The 16893-nt window shown below is 41.0% G+C and carries 15 protein-coding genes and 1 tRNA gene; 10 read left to right on the top strand and 6 right to left on the bottom strand.

Translation table 11 applies throughout. From position 1 onward, the window contains the following. Positions 1–63: 63 nt before the first annotated feature. The 5 genes from RSJ42_RS13360 to RSJ42_RS13340 all read right to left on the bottom strand — a co-directional run bounded on the left by RSJ42_RS13360 (position 64) and on the right by RSJ42_RS13340 (position 2896). Positions 64–513, bottom strand: coding sequence for a 30S ribosomal protein S19e (locus RSJ42_RS13360; protein WP_410507767.1), 450 nt, complete (start codon positions 511–513; stop codon positions 64–66). Beyond that, positions 497–646: a hypothetical protein gene (locus RSJ42_RS13355; protein ID WP_410507766.1), complete on the bottom strand. Its 150-nt coding sequence runs from the start codon at positions 644–646 to the stop codon at positions 497–499. The genes RSJ42_RS13360 and RSJ42_RS13355 overlap by 17 nt, the downstream gene beginning before the upstream one ends. 158 nt (positions 647–804) lie before the next feature. After that, a complete protein-coding gene (locus RSJ42_RS13350) occupies positions 805–2082 on the bottom strand; it encodes an adenylosuccinate synthase (RefSeq protein WP_410507765.1) in 1278 nt (425 codons plus the stop codon). Positions 2083–2285: 203 nt separating this feature from the next. Continuing rightward, positions 2286–2654 carry a TIGR00304 family membrane protein gene (locus RSJ42_RS13345; RefSeq protein WP_410507764.1) on the bottom strand — a complete coding sequence of 123 codons (369 nt, stop codon included), beginning with the start codon at positions 2652–2654 and terminating at the stop codon, positions 2286–2288. Beyond that, entirely contained in the window at positions 2651–2896 is a 246-nt protein-coding gene (locus tag RSJ42_RS13340) for a TIGR00304 family membrane protein (protein ID WP_410507763.1), read from the bottom strand. The genes RSJ42_RS13345 and RSJ42_RS13340 overlap by 4 nt, the downstream gene beginning before the upstream one ends. Before the next feature lie 1054 nt (positions 2897–3950). On the opposite strand from RSJ42_RS13340, the gene RSJ42_RS13335 reads away from it, so the two are divergent. Together RSJ42_RS13335 and RSJ42_RS13330 are read left to right on the top strand one after the other, a co-directional pair. Next, a complete protein-coding gene (locus RSJ42_RS13335; RefSeq protein ID WP_410507762.1) occupies positions 3951–5192 on the top strand; it encodes a proteasome-activating nucleotidase in 1242 nt (413 codons plus the stop codon). Between the two features lie 188 nt (positions 5193–5380). Beyond that, a tRNA-Glu gene (locus RSJ42_RS13330) sits at positions 5381–5455 on the top strand. Positions 5456–5688: 233 nt separating this feature from the next. On the opposite strand, the gene RSJ42_RS13325 is transcribed toward RSJ42_RS13330, so the two are convergent. Beyond that, entirely contained in the window at positions 5689–6255 is a 567-nt protein-coding gene (locus RSJ42_RS13325) for a hypothetical protein (RefSeq protein WP_410510372.1), read from the bottom strand. 421 nt (positions 6256–6676) lie between these two features. On the opposite strand from RSJ42_RS13325, the gene RSJ42_RS13320 reads away from it, so the two are divergent. The 8 genes from RSJ42_RS13320 (at position 6677) to RSJ42_RS13285 (ending at position 16571) form a co-directional block, all read left to right on the top strand. Next, complete coding sequence (locus RSJ42_RS13320) at positions 6677–8404, top strand: hypothetical protein (protein WP_410507761.1); 1728 nt, start codon at positions 6677–6679, stop codon at positions 8402–8404. A gap of 2 nt (positions 8405–8406) precedes the next feature. Beyond that, positions 8407–9177 carry a hypothetical protein gene (locus RSJ42_RS13315; protein ID WP_410507760.1) on the top strand — a complete coding sequence of 257 codons (771 nt, stop codon included), beginning with the start codon at positions 8407–8409 and terminating at the stop codon, positions 9175–9177. Between the two features lie 794 nt (positions 9178–9971). Then, a complete protein-coding gene (locus RSJ42_RS13310) occupies positions 9972–11387 on the top strand; it encodes a hypothetical protein (protein WP_410507759.1) in 1416 nt (471 codons plus the stop codon). A 143-nt stretch (positions 11388–11530) separates the two neighbouring features. Further along, positions 11531–12487 carry a hypothetical protein gene (locus RSJ42_RS13305; protein ID WP_410507758.1) on the top strand — a complete coding sequence of 319 codons (957 nt, stop codon included), beginning with the start codon at positions 11531–11533 and terminating at the stop codon, positions 12485–12487. Positions 12488–12661: 174 nt separating this feature from the next. Beyond that, positions 12662–13630: an ADP-ribosylglycohydrolase family protein gene (locus RSJ42_RS13300; protein WP_410507757.1), complete on the top strand. Its 969-nt coding sequence runs from the start codon at positions 12662–12664 to the stop codon at positions 13628–13630. A 47-nt stretch (positions 13631–13677) separates the two neighbouring features. After that, a complete protein-coding gene (locus tag RSJ42_RS13295) occupies positions 13678–14115 on the top strand; it encodes a GIY-YIG nuclease family protein (protein WP_410507756.1) in 438 nt (145 codons plus the stop codon). A 178-nt stretch (positions 14116–14293) separates the two neighbouring features. After that, the gene (locus RSJ42_RS13290) at positions 14294–15823 is read left to right on the top strand and encodes an MBL fold metallo-hydrolase (RefSeq protein WP_410507755.1); all 1530 of its coding nucleotides are present in this window, start codon (positions 14294–14296) and stop codon (positions 15821–15823) included. A 439-nt stretch (positions 15824–16262) separates the two neighbouring features. Then, a complete protein-coding gene (locus tag RSJ42_RS13285) occupies positions 16263–16571 on the top strand; it encodes a hypothetical protein (protein WP_410507754.1) in 309 nt (102 codons plus the stop codon). Positions 16572–16893 lie beyond the last annotated feature (322 nt).

Raw genomic sequence — 16893 nt, 5'->3', positions numbered from 1 at the left:
CTGGAATTATTATAGTGTATGAAAGGGGTCCGGATTCAGGTCCCTTTCTGAAGGATTTTTTTCTCAGTATTTTGCGAGTTCCGGGATTTTCTCAAGCAGCTCCTGTTTAAGTTCGTGTGCTGCGTTGTCCATCATGGAACGTCCTTTTGCAGATACTGTTCTTCCGTCCTTTACTTTCTGAAGGAAACCTGCAGCTTCAAGCTGCTGAACCGACTTCCTTGCAATAGAACCGCTGCCTTTTGCCTTGTGGAAAGGCTTGGAACCGTTGTCCTTCTTTCCTCCGTAGACTGATCTGAGTCTCTCGATTCCTATCGGTCCGTCTGTGTAGATCTTTCTGAGGACCGCTGCACATCTGACGTACCACCAGTCATCGTTGTTCGGGGGAAGTTCTTTGTGAACTCCGGTCTTTACGTTCCCTGCCCATTCCGGGGGAACGATCTTCTCATTTTCTTTAAGAATGCCTGCGAGCTTATCGATCATTTCCGCTGCAGGGACATCAAATACTGTTGTCATGTATACTCCTCATGCGAATTCCGTTAGTTTTGCAGGTTCGGGCGATAGCGCCGATTCTTCCCCCGAATCTGTCAGGAATGTAACTCTTGTTCTCGGAAAGAGGTAACTCTTTATTCTCTTCCGAGTTGTCCATTGCTGGTTTTTAGCTGGCTACGGACTCCTAAAATTTGGGCACGAAGGCCCGATAATGCCGGTTAATATGAAGTTAGTCTAAACTGGAAAATGGGGTTGATATACTTATTGGTTAATATATACATCTTTCGGCAATCTGCCGGACAGGTCTACTAAATGTTATTCCCCTTTTTTAAATGTTTGTGCTCTTCCCGGACCTACGGATATATAATTAACAGGGACCTTCATGAGCTCTTCCAGCCTCTCAACGTAGTTTCTGGCATTTTCCGGAAGTTCATTGTATGCTTTTACTTCTGTCAGGTCATCCTTCCATCCAGGCAGGTCTTCGTATACAGGGCTGCATTCCTGGAGATCTTCCGTAAGTTCAGGGGGATAGTCCAGATTTTCCCCTTTATACTTATATCCTACACAGATCCTGAGAGTATCAAGCCCGGTAAGCACGTCAAGTTTTGTCAGGGAAATTTCCGTATATCCGTTAAGAGAAATAGCCTTTTTAAGGAGTGGCAGGTCAAACCAGCCGCATCTTCTGCCTCTGCCTGTAGTTGTCCCGAATTCCCCTCCTGCTTTCTGTATCCGTTCGCCAAGTTCTCCGGTAAGCTCTGTCGGAAGCGGTCCTTCCCCAACTCTGGTTATATAGGCTTTTACTATGGCAATGACATTATCAACCCTTGTTGGTCCAACTCCAAGGTTTGCACAAGCAGAGCCTGCAATTGTAGAAGAAGAGGTTACGAATTTCTGGGTCCCGTGAATAACATCAAGGTGGGTTCCCTGGGCAGCTTCAGCCATTACATTTTTTCCTTCATCGAGAGCCTGGTTGATTTCTCTCGAAACATCCGTAACATAACCAGCAAACTGCTCTCCCAGTTCAAGGTACCTTTTTATCAGTACAGTGTCCCGGACAATCTTCGGGTTCCCGCCCATTGCTTCGATCTCCTTTTCTTTCTGGGGGGCAAGTTCTTCAAGCCTTTTAAGGAAGCGCTCTTTATCCACAAGTTCAGCCATGCGGATTTCGTCCCTTGCTACCTTATCGATGTAAGCATAGCCAATTCCGCGTTTTGTGGTTCCAATTTTTGTTTCCCGTGCAGCTTCCCTGAGCCCGTCAAGCTCTATATGGTAGGGCATAATGATACTGGTTTTTGCGTCCACTCCGAGCTTTTCCGAATTGACGTTTATACCGTGCTTTTCAAACATCTCAATTTCTTCGGCTAAAACCTCAGGGTTAAGGACAACCCCAGGCCCGATAAGAACTCTTGCATCAAGCAGGATGCCTGAAGGGATAAGGTGTAGTTTGTATATTTCGTCTCCTACTCTTACCGTGTGGCCTGCGTTATTTCCTCCCTGGAAGCGGGCAACAACGTCATAATCTTTTGCAAGAAGGTCGACAATCTTACCCTTTCCTTCGTCACCGAACTGCGCGCCTGTGATTATCGTAAACATAAGCCCTGAATCGGGCTTAACCTTAATAAGGTTTTGTTCGGTTTGTTTACCTTCGGTCTGGCTTATTTCCAGCCTGAAATTCCTGTAAATTCCTTTTAGATTTTCATATGGTTAAAAGAGAAAAATGGTTTCATAGGCGCACTTTTTTCACTGCATTTTTTTAATTTAGTTACAGGAAGCTTAATCTCTGGCTATAAATGAGGTCAAATCCGGAAAAGTGCACCCCTGAAAATAAGCAGGCTGAGAACCATCAGGATTATCGCAAGGATTATTGCGGTTTTTGCGCTTTCCTTATCGCTTCCGAAGATAATCGGGATAGGACCGAGCATAATTACTCCTCCTCCCCTGATCTTTAATTCTGCTTTTTCCGAATAAGACTCCTCATTTCCGGATCCTCGGTACCTGAAAGATTTTTCAGAATCGTCTTCTCTTTCTAATACGCCTCTTCTCTCTGGTTCTCCTTTTACAGGTTCGAATTTCTCACGCAAGCCTATGGCTGTTCCGATTACAAGCATTAAAAACCCGAAGAGTATTATGAAAGGTCCAGTCAAAACAAGTAAATCTGCAATCAACGTTTAGTCTTCCACAGGAATAGATAGAGAATTGTTACCAATAATCCGAGCCCCAGCATATTTGTTGTAATTTCAGGCGTAGAACCGAATACTATCGGAATCGGTCCGAGCATTATCAGCCCGCCCACCTGGGAATTTGTGGGATGCTGTAACACTGTAAGAACAATGCCTAACAATACTATAATGAAGCCAATAAATGTGACCGTTGCGCCGACTCTTAGAAAATCTTCTGATGAACGCATGTGGAATGATATCATGCATTTATTATTAAATCTATCCTTTGAATTTTTTCTTTCAGTGGGAGATTCCTCTCTTTTTCTCGGCTTTCAGGACTAACTGTAATCTTACAGGATAAAATCGTTCTGGTAAATGACAAATTTAAAAAACACACTTGAAAACTTACAAGAATTAAACTTTTTACTTCCTATCCTTATTTTTCTTATAATGAAATGTTTATATATCGTTTTACGTACTGTGCGGATATGTATTATACTGCGGCACTTCCTATTTTTATATCCAGGTTTCTGATTCCATCGGAGGAAATATGGGGACGCTAAAAACTTTATAATTATGGAAGGAAAAACGTGAGTTTGAAACAAACATAAAACGATGGAAAGTGTTTATTGAAAAATAGCTCTTCGGGGTCATTAGTGTCTTCGGGGTCATTAATGTATTGTGGGTAAGTCATTAGTTTGTTATGGATATCGCAGGAAATTTTATATATCCTTTTTATATTTTCATGTATATTTAATTCCTGCGTCTTAACCCGGTATCTTATGCTCGACATCTTATATATACTGTGAACGCAATAAGAATCTTTTCAGTTACATTTAACATTTAACGTTATATGCGGTCATGTAGAGAATATGTTGATCTTCAGGTTGCCCTGTTACGGCAAAAGTAAGCAGATTGCCTTTTAAAATGTATGCCTTATTAGTATGTCTCATTAGTATCTTTACCGGACAACCCTGTGAATCGTCTGGCGGGTTATCAGTACTGAAATTCAGTACCTGTTTCTGGCCTGGATTCTCAGACCTTTGTCTTTATAAAGATCTGAACATACAGAGTAATGGGCTCCCCTGAGAAATTATATCTTTGAAGTATTATTTGTATGACAAATACTTTAACTCAACCAGTATAACCCGGTGGATTGTAAAGCAGAATATCCATAACAATCCATAACAAGAGTACATTCAATCAGATAACAGAGACACACTATCATCAGAAAGGTTCAGGACCAATTGGCCTGAACCGCATAATACAGATCAATTTTATCAATAAAACAGGTGTTTTTAAATGTCAGACGACAGTGCCATAAGATCCTCCCTGGAAGATATTAAGTCCAGGGTAGAATATGAGCTTGAGTGTGGGGAGATCAGTCCTGAGGATGTAAAAACTCTCTTAACCGAGATAGAAATACTCAAGGTCCAGAACGAAAATATGAAGGCACGGCTCCTTGAAGCCAGCGTAGCCACAGGCAGGCACCTTCAGGAGATAAATAAGTTAAAAGCTCATCTGGAGCAGCTTACCGAACCTCCGCTTTTTATTGCAACCATTCTTGAGGTAAACGGGGAAATTGCCCTTATCAGGCAGCACGGGAATAACCAGGAAGTCCTGACTCAGATCCCGGAGGAATGCCTTGGGAAAATCGAACCCGGAATGAGGGTTGCCGTAAACGGGGCTTACTCTATCATTTCAATAGTGAGCAGGGCTGCCGATGTGAGGGCACAGGTTATGGAGCTCATTAACTCTCCTGGTGTGGACTACAGCATGATCGGCGGGCTGGACGAGGTGCTTCAGGAAGTGCGTGAAAGCGTGGAACTTCCGCTTACCGAGCCCCAGCTTTTCGAAGACCTGGGAATCGAGCCTCCGTCCGGTGTTCTGCTTCACGGGGCTCCGGGTACCGGAAAGACCCTTATTGCAAAAGCCATAGCCTCTCAGGCAAAAGCCACCTTTATCCGGATGTCAGGCTCCGACCTTGTCCAGAAGTTCGTTGGAGAAGGCTCAAGGCTTGTCAAGGATATCTTCCAGCTTGCAAGGGACAAGTCCCCAAGCATCCTTTTCATAGACGAAATCGATGCAGTAGGCAGCATGAGGACATATGACGGGACAAGCGGCTCTGCAGAAGTAAACAGGACAATGCTGCAGCTCCTTGCCGAAATGGACGGATTTGACCCCAAAGGCAATGTAAAGGTAGTTGCTGCAACAAACAGGATCGACCTCCTTGATCCGGCTCTTCTCAGGCCAGGAAGGTTTGACAGGTCAATTGAAGTTCCCCTCCCTGATGACAAAGGCAGGATCGAGATTCTGAAGATCCACACCCGCAAGATGAAACTTGCCGATGATGTGGACTTTGAAAAGCTTGCAAAGGTTATGTCAGGCAGAAGCGGGGCAGAAATAAGTGTTATTGTTAAAGAAGCAGGAATTTTTGTCCTGCGCAGGCGCGGCAAAGAGATTACCATGTCAGATTTCATGAAAGCCTATGACAAGGTCGTAAATGTGCAGGAGCCCACAATTCCACATGCTATGTTCGTATAAACGGCTTATAGAAAAGAATGATAATCAGGCAACCGTTTGCTGAAGGGGCATATCCTTCGGTTTTCTGCCGGGAAAAGGTAAATTCCTTCCCGGCTGCCTTAACTTTTTTAAAAATCAGTCGAAAGGTTTATATTTTATAAATCACTTGAAAGTATGCTGTCTTAGGGACAGAGCATAATTAACAGCGTGCTCCGATAGTGTAGCTCGGCCAATCATTCAGGACTCTCACTCCTGCGACTGGGGTTCAAATCCCCATCGGAGCACTTTTCCTTTTTTTACAGTTTTTTTTGATGTTTTTATGTTTAGGATTTCTGCAGTTTAACTTAAAGACTTAATGCTATTGATCTCTAAAAATCTGAATTTAAATACGCTGCCCATTTTATTCAATTCTATAGTTCAAGTGTGTAATTATAAATGTATAAAAATCAAATTTTGGTTTAAAATAACATTTAAAATAAATCATTAAAGGTCAATTGAAAATCTGTGAAGCAGATTTTTAATTATTAATCTTAAAGATTTTTATAAAAATCGTCTTCTCAGAATATGTGCTCTCTACTCTGGCTCCATAAGTTTCAAATAATCTTTCGATCGCCATTTTATTTAGCTTTGAACTATTGAGTCCAAAACTATGAGTAATTAGCAGCTTAAAATGGTTGCCATTATCTATATAATCTATTGTATCGAACCAGTTTGACATACTCCCCATAACAACAACTCCCTCGATAAGATCTTTTATACTAATTTCCTTCAGTGGCTTCTGAAAGTAATATTCCATTGTGTATTCCAGGGGGTTATGCTTGTCCAGGTACTCATTAAACATCTCAAAACTGGCAGTTTCTAATAGTAATTTTAAATTATCTTTCAGGATAATACAAGTCGTATTCATCGATTTTTGAGTTAGCCACATTCTCTCTTCCCTTGTTAATTCTGGACTCTGTTTTGAGCTGTTTTCCAGATTTTCCAGCGCGAGTTCTAAGACTTTTTGCTGTGTTTCATATTTTTCTGTATGCTTTTTCAGCAATTCCCAATGCTTCTGTGAGATAGTCGTAGAAATGCGATGCATTTTCAAAATACTACACCGGTTTCTATACCTCCCATTATATTCAAAAACCTTTCTATACGTATACAAACAGAATTATGCGTATACTATGCGTACGCTATCTGGATAACCTATTTTTAAATGAGTATTCTATTTTCAGCATATTCACGACAAAATTGTTATGGAATTCTTAAGTTTAACTGAAAAGTTAATGACTTAAATTTGTAAGTGTCTGCAATTTAAATTTAAAGAGTAGACTCAGATTAAGGTGTCTATAGCAGGTGATTTTGCACTCAAATGAGTAAGTCCTGAAATATGTACAATTCATTTAGTATGAAAACATTTTCAAGAATTTCCACTTGTTTGTGCTTTTTATTCGAAGAAATTTACGTTCTTTTATGGTGAGTACAATGAATAGGAAAAGGCATATGGAGGATCGCAATCGATGACATTCACCCAGAATTCAGAGATATATGTCGCGTTACAGGATATTGGAATCAACCGATTAATTAAGCATGTTATGGTTCAACAACCATCTCTCTTTAATTATGGATCAGTTCTTCCAGTTACTAATCCGCAACCTGTCTGCAAGGAAATTATCACAGTGCCACAAGTGGTGCAGGCTAAAAATCCACTGATAACCTTAATGGATCCATTTATGATACCTATTTTCTATGAACAGGAGGAGCAGAAATCCATCAGACTCGATTACATTGTCCAAGTTACTAACGGAGAAATAGACCTTTTTCCGGGAAACATCTTCAGTCTTCCACCTGAACTGAATCCACCACTCAAAGACCAGCAGTTAGCAGTCTACTTGGAGGTGTATGCCGGTTTGATCTGCCAGAAGCGGAAAGAAGGAGAGCTTAGCTGTCTCCGCCTAAACCTTTTTTCTACCTGCAACTGTGGGATCAATACTAAGCAGGGGAGCCAGACTATTTCGATAAATGTGCTAGGCATAGAAATTCCGGAATTCAAACCGGAGGGTATGGAATCGATGATAGAATGTATTTCTCTCCTCTACCTGAATAACTGGATTATTCCCAAGATGCTGGATCCTATCTCTGCGTTTATTTTCAATGTCATAAAGATCCCTCATGAATTGGGGAACTTACGTCTCTTAGCATCGTCTACAGTACCACATAATCCGGCTGTCGAGGATAACCAGATCAAGATGTTTGCCAACTTTGAGGAGATTAATCTTAATCTGCCACCATCTTCCTCTGGAAACGGGAATACCGGAACCGTAACGCGGACCACGCGGTCGAGGAATAGGGAAGGAGCATTTGATCTCACTGCTGCTGTTTCTACAGGTGCGTTAAAAGATATCTATACCGCTATTGTGAAAGGATTTCGGTTCTCAAAATCAGGAACAGGCAATGTTGGGTATGAGGTGTCAGCACATCTAGAGGGTGGTTCCCTCGAGATGCGAGATGACGGCACGATTGTGATTAAGGAACTTGACATCAAGTGGGACAGGTTCAAACTAGATATCGTAATCGATATCCCCAAGCAATGCGTGGGTGGTGGGAAGATCTGTGTGCTTCCACCATTTCCTTCCTGCAATGTCCCATGCGGGGGCTGCGTGACGCTTCCATCATACTGCTTCTTTGAGGGCAGCAAGGATATCACCATTCCGATAGACTTGAGCGGACTCATCACCTCTGAAGTAACCCTTGGTGCACGGGTTGAGGCATTTTATGGAATAGGCTCAGGGATACCAAATCGATGGCAGATTGCAATTGTTCCCACCCTGCCCTTCGATCTTGAGGTTATAGATATCGCAGATTCCGTAGGGGACCTATTCAAAAGTCTCGTGCAGGGTAAAATCAACAGCTTCCTTGAAACGTGTGGTGCGCCAGAATCCGCGGTAGCCCTAGTAAAAGGCATTCTAGGCGATATCGACAACATTATTCGGAACATTCTTGACATCACAGATGACATTGGAGAATGGCTCATTGATAAGATTAGCCAGATAGAAATCTTCCAACCGCTACTCAATGATCTATACGATTATATTGCTTTCAAGATCCCGGCGGTGTTTGAGATCGAAGATCCTTTAAAGGTTCCGGATCTGGATGGTATCCTTGTCCCGGTGAAAATCCCCGTTGAGTTCATCGGAGTTAGTGTTAATTCTCACGAAATCGTGATTGAAGGAGATGTGGGGAATTAATTATGAAACCTATAATAAATAAATACGTGTTCAGGAAGACCTCGAACGATAGTGGATCCCTTACCACCATGAGCTCAATTATACACAAGGTTGCAGAACAGGGGAAATACAGTGGCATTGTATTCCTCGGAGATATAAAAGTGGGCAAATTTTTCATTAGAGTTGGTGAAAGCAGGGAAGAAGCACAGGAAGAAGGGGTACCTCTCCAGCAAATAGATATCGATCTTTCCTCTTTTAACAATTCAACAGGTGTAAATGGAAATTCTACAGCTTTTACGCTACTGGCAGGTGGACATATAGTTTTCTACGTTTCTAAAGGCTCTAAGGAATATGCTGTTGAAATTTTCCGCCTGGGAAAGCAGAAAGAACCTATAAAAGTGTTTGACAGCCGGCTGCTTGGCGACGAAGATCTCTTCATAACCCATGTGATGAAGCCGGGAAGTTACTCTGTTCGGAACGTTATGGGAGGGGGCCAAGCTATCCTGACAGTCGAGTATCCGGAACACGAGAAACTTATGAGGAATATGGAGTCCGTACTGATTGAATGCCGTAATGGGACTATGGATCCAGCTGAGATAAAAATCCAGCCCCTACAAACTTTGATGTTCAGCTGTACGAGGGAATCAAGAATAAATATTGAACTGAAAATGGCCGAAGAACGACCACAGCCAGCCCTTGCTCCTATCATTACGCCTGTCGCCATATTGAAGAAAAAAAAGACCGGAGAGGTAGGGCAGAAAAATATCCGCCGGAGAATCCAGTTCTTCGGATGATATGAACTGTAAATAGGCTTATTGGAGAGTCTCAGAGACTTGCTTGCTGAAATTCGGTGAAGTGAGCGGAGAAGACTATGTACTTACATCGCTCATCTAAGAGTTTGTCTAAAAATTCAGTCAATTTCTGCAATTGGATAATAGGCAACATTGAATTTAAATAAATATGGAATTATTCCAAAATTCAGGTATAAACTGATATGGAATGGGAAACTCTATTCCGATTATAGAATTAAACTTATTTTTAAGACAACTTCTTAGACTTTTCAATGTTCTGCACTCTTCTGTGCTTTTTTTCAACAATTCCAGTGTTTTTGTGAGATAATTGTAGAAATACGATACATTTTCAAAATACTACACCCGCTTCTATACTCTTCTTTTCATTCTAAATTTTTTCTATATATATTCGAATTGAATCATGTGCATTCCAAACGTACGCTATCTGGATAACCTATTTTTAAATGAGTATTCTATTCTAGGAATATTGGCAGTAAAAAATTGCTTCTGGACTTGCATAATTAAACTGAAAAATCAAATATCATTAATCTTCTACTGTCTAAAATGAAAATTTGAACTGTAGTGGTTTTTGTGCTTGATATTTAGCTTCTTTTGTGTAGGCTCTGAAAATATTTGGTAATTCGTGTATGATAGAGATCTGTAAAAAATGATACTCTATTAAAGTCTCTGTAAGACATATTGAATTTCGAATGCAAGAAACAGAGAGTGTAACTATAGTATAACTACATTTAAAAAAGAAGCAGTGCCTAAATATTTAAAATAATGGAGAAAGAATTATGCCAGATGGTCAATATTCCCAAACATCTAATACTAGTAAAATAGGTGTAGATCTTGATATTCTTGGAAAAGAAGTCCATGGAGGGCCAGGACTTTCTGAAAATGCTCAAAATACTCTCGAAGAACTATTAGAACTTAATAACCTTATGGCTAAAAGTCTGATTTTGGATGAACCTGATTTATCAAAGAAAATCGGTGTCGTTAGAGCTAATCGTACTACCACTGGTATACAAACTTGGAATCGATTTGCAGCAATGTATACTATCGGATCAAATAAAGGCGGTAGTTGCGATATTACATTTGAGACCCGAGATCTTCTGGGCCGTATTTTCGAAAGAATGAGAATAAATGGTGCTGGTAATGTAGGTATCGGAACATCTGCTCCGAACGTAAAGCTGGAAGTTCAGGGAGATGTCAGGATTGATGACAATACTCTCTATTTAAGAAGGAATAGCGATCCGAATCATGGTCTCGGCTGGTTCGGTTCTGGTAAGCTCTTTGCCAATAACAATGTTGATGGTCCTGTCTTATTTGGTTTTAGTGGTGGTGTGCTCGGAACGACTAACGGTGGACAAAAGGTGGCAATGTCCTGGAACAAGGATGGTAACGTTGGCATAGGAATAAGTGATCCAAAAGCGAAGTTGCATGTGGAATCAACAGATCGGCCAACAATTATAACTCAGGGTAATTTTGGTGGATTAGTTTCAGGTTCAAATGGGGGGCATGGTGTTTTTGGTACTAATATCTACATGAATTCAAACAATCAATTAAAAACTGCTGGCACACATAACGCAAACTATGGATATGCAGGAATGCACGCTACCTGGGGTAATATCCATTTTTATGCAGCAGGAGGCAATACAACTGAAAATGGCAGTATCAGTCCTGTATCTAGGTTGTTTATACGGGGTAGTGACGGCTTTGTTGGTATTGGGGTGACATCTCCGAAATATCAGTTGGATGTTAATGGCACTATTAATGCTTCAGCCGATGTTGTTGTTGGAGGTGGAGATTGTGCCGAAGAATTCGATGTCGTTAATGCAGAGTCTATAGAGCCAGGTACCGTAATGGTAATTGATAACGATGGAGCGCTGAAAGCAAGCGAGAAGGCATATGATAAACGGGTAGCTGGTGTGATTTCAGGAGCTGGTGATTTACGTCCTGGCATTACTCTGGACAAACAAGCTAATAAATCTAGCCGCTTACCTGTTGCTCTGAATGGGAAGGTATATTGTAAAGTCGATGCCAATAGCGGTGCAGTTGAAGTAGGGGATCTGTTGACAACCTCTTCAACATATGGGCATGCTATGAGAGTAAGCGACCATGTTAGATCGATTGGAGCGATAGTTGGCAAGGCTTTGAGACCTCTGGAAGCTGGCTGCGGTCTTATACCTATTCTGGTAGCACTTCAGTAATTTCAACATAAGGAGCAATATTTATGTTATCATTAAGATCCACAACTAGGACGTTGGATCCATCTTCTCAAGTAATAAGTATGAGGCGTCTTGCACATAGAGTATCACTCCAACCACCCATCTCGGTACGATGTCTGAATGAAATGAGTTTACTGACTGGTTATGCTATATCAATAGATATTGATGCTGGTCTTATAGAAATTGATACTGGACTAGATCACACCTATGTGACAAGTAACAATCCTTGCAAATCCTGGCCCTGCTGGGGAAGGGGATCTGGCGGGAAAGAGATTTGCCGAGGATATGGCAAATACTTATTGGCAGATTATATCTCTCAACCCAATAGCCAGGCAGGCATTGAGTATGGAGTTACAGGTGTATGCCACCAAACGGCAAATAGAATTTTATACCCTGCCAGGGTGATTGTTTCAAAGGCGAGAGGTTATGCAGCATCTAGTTACGCTTATGGGACATATGGGACTTCCTCCTTTGAATTCATAGGAAGTTCAAAAATCTGTGAATCATTATCTTGTACATCAAAAAGTAGAGTCTCTACAGAATCCACAGATTTGGATATTAATGTATATTCAAATTCGATAGATGAACCTGAAAAGGTATATATTCAAAAAATAGTGGATCTGTACACTGAGCATATGAAGATATTACCTGGCTTTAGTTCTGCAACTACGAGTGAAGAAAGTTCTCCTCTCCCTCTCCAGGGAAGTAAAATTGAATCTTTCAGTTCAACGATTAAGAATGAAGAAAGGTATTATCTCCTTGGCAAAGAGTTTGAACTGATGATCGAATTTTGTCTTGGTGATAATCTAGATCCCCAGATAACCAGTCAGGTTCTAAAACAACAGCTTGTCTTTCTCAAGGAAAAAGGGAAAATGGATAATGAGTTTTATAGTGCCGATCTCAACATTGAGAAGTATGTTAAGGAAGTGAACGACCTTTTTGGAGATCTGTTAATAAGCCTTCCAGATATACTGGGAAAAGATGAATTTGAAAAGATATTTGGTTTATCTCCATCAGAAAAAGACTTTGTACTTGTTGATCCAGATATTGCGGTCAAAGCTCATAAACAGATTTCAAGATAAAGTATACAGCCTTTAACGTAATCAATCTATTGGCACACCCTGCTCCAAGCAGCGGAGTGTGTTCGTGCTACCCCTCCAAATTTCTTTAAAGAGGCAACAGATCTATTTAATTCATATATTTTGTTTTATTTTCACCTCTAAAGCGGGAATCAAGAAACCCGTAGGATGTAATTTATGAGTAAAGAAAATATGCAGGGAACTCAAGATTCTGAAAGCAAGCTCCGTGGCTACCTCTTCGGCACAGCCTGCGCTGACGCTCTCGGACGTCCCGTAGAACACCTCACATTTGAAAAAATAAAGGAGAAATACGGAGAACAGGGAATTCTCGAACTTCCTCCCGAATCCCCCTGGACAGACGATACTCAGTTGATGCTTGTGCTCGCCAGAGGGCTTCTTGAAGGAGCAGAGCTTGAACTAACTGAGCTTATGGATAAAATTGCAAAAGATCTTGTCATATGGCTGGATGAGCCTGATCTTGGAGCCGGAGCAACTACAAAGGGTGCAGCTTTGAGTCTTAAGGATGGAATTCACTGGAATGAATCCGGACTAAATTCAAAAACTTGCGGAAGCCTCATGAGAGTTGGAATTCTTGGCTTCATCTTCAGTAATGATGCTGAAAAACTGATTGAAGCTGCTTCCCTTTCCGGCAGAATAACTCATAACCATCCGACAGCAGATGCTGCGTCGATTGCAGGAGCATATGCTGTGAAGCTGGCTCTCGATGGAATACCTCCCAGGGATATGTTCTTACCTATTCTCAAAGTAACGGAAGGAATTTCGGATGAATTTACGGAAGCCATCAAACATTCTTATGGGCTTGCTCACAGCAATTTGAGTGATAAGGATGCTCTTCAGAAGATCGGGCAGGGCTGGTATGCGGATGAAACCTTTGCCCTTGCTTATTTCTGTATCCTGCGGTATCCGGATGATTATAAAAAAGCAGTTCAAACTGGGGTGAACATAACAGGAGACTCGGATTCCGTTGCCAGTGTTGCAGGAGGGATTCTTGGGGCAAGGCTTGGAATTGAAGCAGTTCCGATCTCATGGATTGAAGCCCTGAACGGAAAAGAGATATTGGAAGAAATGGTAGTACCTCTGCTTGAGAAGTATTTTGAGGTCTCTGAAAACAAAGCAATGTCTTAAAAGTGGAGACCTTAAAACTGTGAGGTCTAAAGTATTGAGGTTTTTAGATGGATTTTTCTGAAAAAGGGGTTTATTGTCTGGTATTTGAAAACGCGAGCTGTGCAGTTGAGGTCGGGAAAAAAGGCATTTTTTCATTCTCTGAAGGATTTCACGTTTATGTAGGATCAGCTCTCGGTTCAGGGGGCATGAAAAGGGTCAAAAGGCATATTGAGCTTTCTTTAAGAAAAGATAAGAATCCGAAATGGCATGTGGATTATCTCCATCTTAGCTCTTATTTCAGGTTGTCCTGGGCAGTATGTGCCAGCACTTCCGATAGGCTTGAGTGTGAAATTGCATGCCGGCTAGGTGGAGATTCGGTTCCAGGTTTCGGATGCACGGATTGTTCATGTAAGTCTCATCTTTTTTACAGGAAGACAAATCCTTTACTGGAAATAAATGTAGTTTTTAAATCACTTGGGCTATCCCCTGTCATACTGGAGTGCTAAGCTTTATTATTATACTACTATCAGTACTGAATTTTTTATTTTCTTACTTTTTTCTCTTCCATAGAAACAGGAAAGTTTAAAGTAAGGCAGGATTTTATCTAAATTAACAAAAAAACGGTTGTAGTATTTTATCTACATTAACCAGAAAAACGGTTTTAACCTGATCAGAGGATGTTTCATGGAACAGTTCTCTTTTATCGCCTCTATGCCCGACAAGCCGGGAGCGCTTCACAGGGCAGCCGAGATTATTACACGGTATAAAGGAAACATCAACCGGATCCAGTATGACCGAAGAATCGACAGGAACACTGTTTTTTTTGAGGTAGCTGCTGCTTCAGAGGCTTACAGGAAGATTCGTGAGGAACTGGAAAGAATAGGTTACCTGCAGACATCCCTGCATCCTGTGGCTTTTCTTAAATTCAATGTATATCTCCCTAACTGTTCAGGGGCTTTATTTGATTTCCTGAATCATACAACTTCCTCAGGGGCAAATATCACTTTCCTCGATTTTGATGATAGGGGGCAGCATCCCGAAAGGCTTGTTGTAAGCCTGAACGTTGAAAATGCTGACCTTATAGATGCTCTTCTGAACCAGCTCAAATCAAAGTACAGGCTTGAGATTGTCGAGTATGACACCACAGGCGAAAAACTAGATGATACGGTTTTTTATCTGCGCCTTGCCCAGAAATTAAGGCATTATCTCGGAAATGCAGAAGATGCATTTTTAATGAAGTTTTTGCATGATATCAATCACATCGCTCAGGAGCTCTCAAACCTGCGGAAAGACCCTGTTGAGGTCTTTGAGAGCATATTGAAGGTTGGGGATACACTGAACCGGACTTCAGGAGACGGGTTTTATGCAGATGTGCAGAGAGTCAGGGTAAAAGATGGAATTGAACTTTTCTGCTTTGAACTCCCCTGTGGAGGGAATATTTATCTTTTCGATACGCCTGAAGAAAAGGTAATGATCGATACCGGCTATGGGATTTATCAGCCTGATGTCGTGGACATGCTCCAGCATTACGGGCTTGGGGACCTGAGCCTGCTTAAAAGGATTTATATTACTCATGCAGACGCGGACCATTGCGGTGCTGCAGGCCTTTTTTCTGCTCCTTCATGCCTCAATCAGGAAACCCTGAAGATTACACGCGAGACCAGCAGGGCTTATGGGTCCACCAATCAGGGCTGTATTCTGGAAGAAGTTTATACAAAAATGATTAATCTCTTCTCAAAGTTCACCCCTCCTTCAAATGTGATCCTTTTTCCGGATATTCCAGTTCAGGATGATAATATCGAGAAAAGAGGAGCTTTTCCTGTTATTGCTCATTTCAGGATAGGAAGCCTTGAGTTTGAGGCTCTCCGGGGCCTTGGGGGACATATGCATGGAGAGTTATTCTACCTCTGCCCCGAAGAAGGTCTTCTTTTTCCTCAGGATTCCGTGATTAATTTCAAAAGCTTGAGCCCTGAGAGGACAGAGTATAATATACTGGCTGATTACCTTATGACTTCGGTTAATGTGGACAGCAGCCTTGCAAAAGAAGAAAGGAATGCTCTTCTTTCCCTTATACGGGAGCTTGACTCCGAACTTATTAAGAAGGGAAAGAGATGCCTTATCTGCTGCGGGCATGGTTCCGTATCATTACTCGAAAATGGAAAACTGGTTGAGTATTCCAGTTCAAAGAGATACTTTGCAAGAAGACCTCTATAAATCAATACATATGATACTCTGTTTAATGCTGGCAGTTCTTATACCTCATACGCGAGAATAAAGAATTTAAGTTCCGCTTCTCAGTCCGCATCCCGGCTACTTCCTTTAGTTGATAAATCGCCTCCACCTGTTCTTCCTGTTCATGTCCTGTCAGATGCTGGTTTTTTATCCTCCGCCCGCCTGTTTGCCGGTTGATTCCAGTTCTCTCATTACAGCGTCAGATGACTCGTATTTCCTGTCTCCTGCCATACTCAAGGGATCGCATTCCGTAACTGAACTTCTTTTCTGAATATTGTGGCGGACACATTAACCTGATAATAACCAGTGAATTCATTGAAGGTGTAAATAGCAGCCTTTTTTGATACTTAAATCCTTTAATTTTTTAATGCATTAATTAACTTCATAAATGATAAGATACTATAATGACAGGGGGAATAATATGAATAAACTGATGGAAATAGTGGTTTATATCTTAGCCGTTATAGGGCTTGCTTGCGTTGTAAAACACATACATATCTCAAACTGCAGAGAAGGATGCTGTATATGTAATTCATTTAAATCAAAAACAGAGAAATCCAGAACAAAAGCAGAAGAATTTAAAACAAAAGCAGGAGAATTTAGAACAAAAGCAGAGGGATTTAAAACAAAAGTAGAGGGATTTAAAGAAAAAGTACATGGAACTAAAACAAAAGAAGAAGGCGAAAAAAGAGCTGGTTCCAGGTATGGCTCGAATCCCGTCAGGTATTGATAAAATACCTTAAATTCCTTTCAAATGCTTTAAATTCCCTTTAAATTCTTAAACTCTTTTTTTTAATTTGTTTTTTATTATAGTAACATCATAAGAAGCATACAATTGATTTTGTAGCAGGATTGAATTTTATCTGGACTGAATTTTTGTCAGGATTGAATTTTTAGCAGGGGCTGTTTTGAAAACGGTTGTGTATTTGTCCCACAAAATGACTTTTTATTTTCAAATGTCTGTTGCCCTAAAAAGAAATGCGGGGATATAGGTATCTCTAAAAAACGCAACGCATGTGTAAGGATCATGCACAACCACATTTTTTAGAAAA

It is taken from the genome of Methanosarcina hadiensis (assembly GCF_046529725.1).
GTDB classification, from domain to species: domain Archaea; phylum Halobacteriota; class Methanosarcinia; order Methanosarcinales; family Methanosarcinaceae; genus Methanosarcina; species Methanosarcina hadiensis.
The sequence above is the reverse complement of the archived record's forward strand: the minus strand, read 5'-3'. Positions and strand labels throughout refer to the sequence as shown.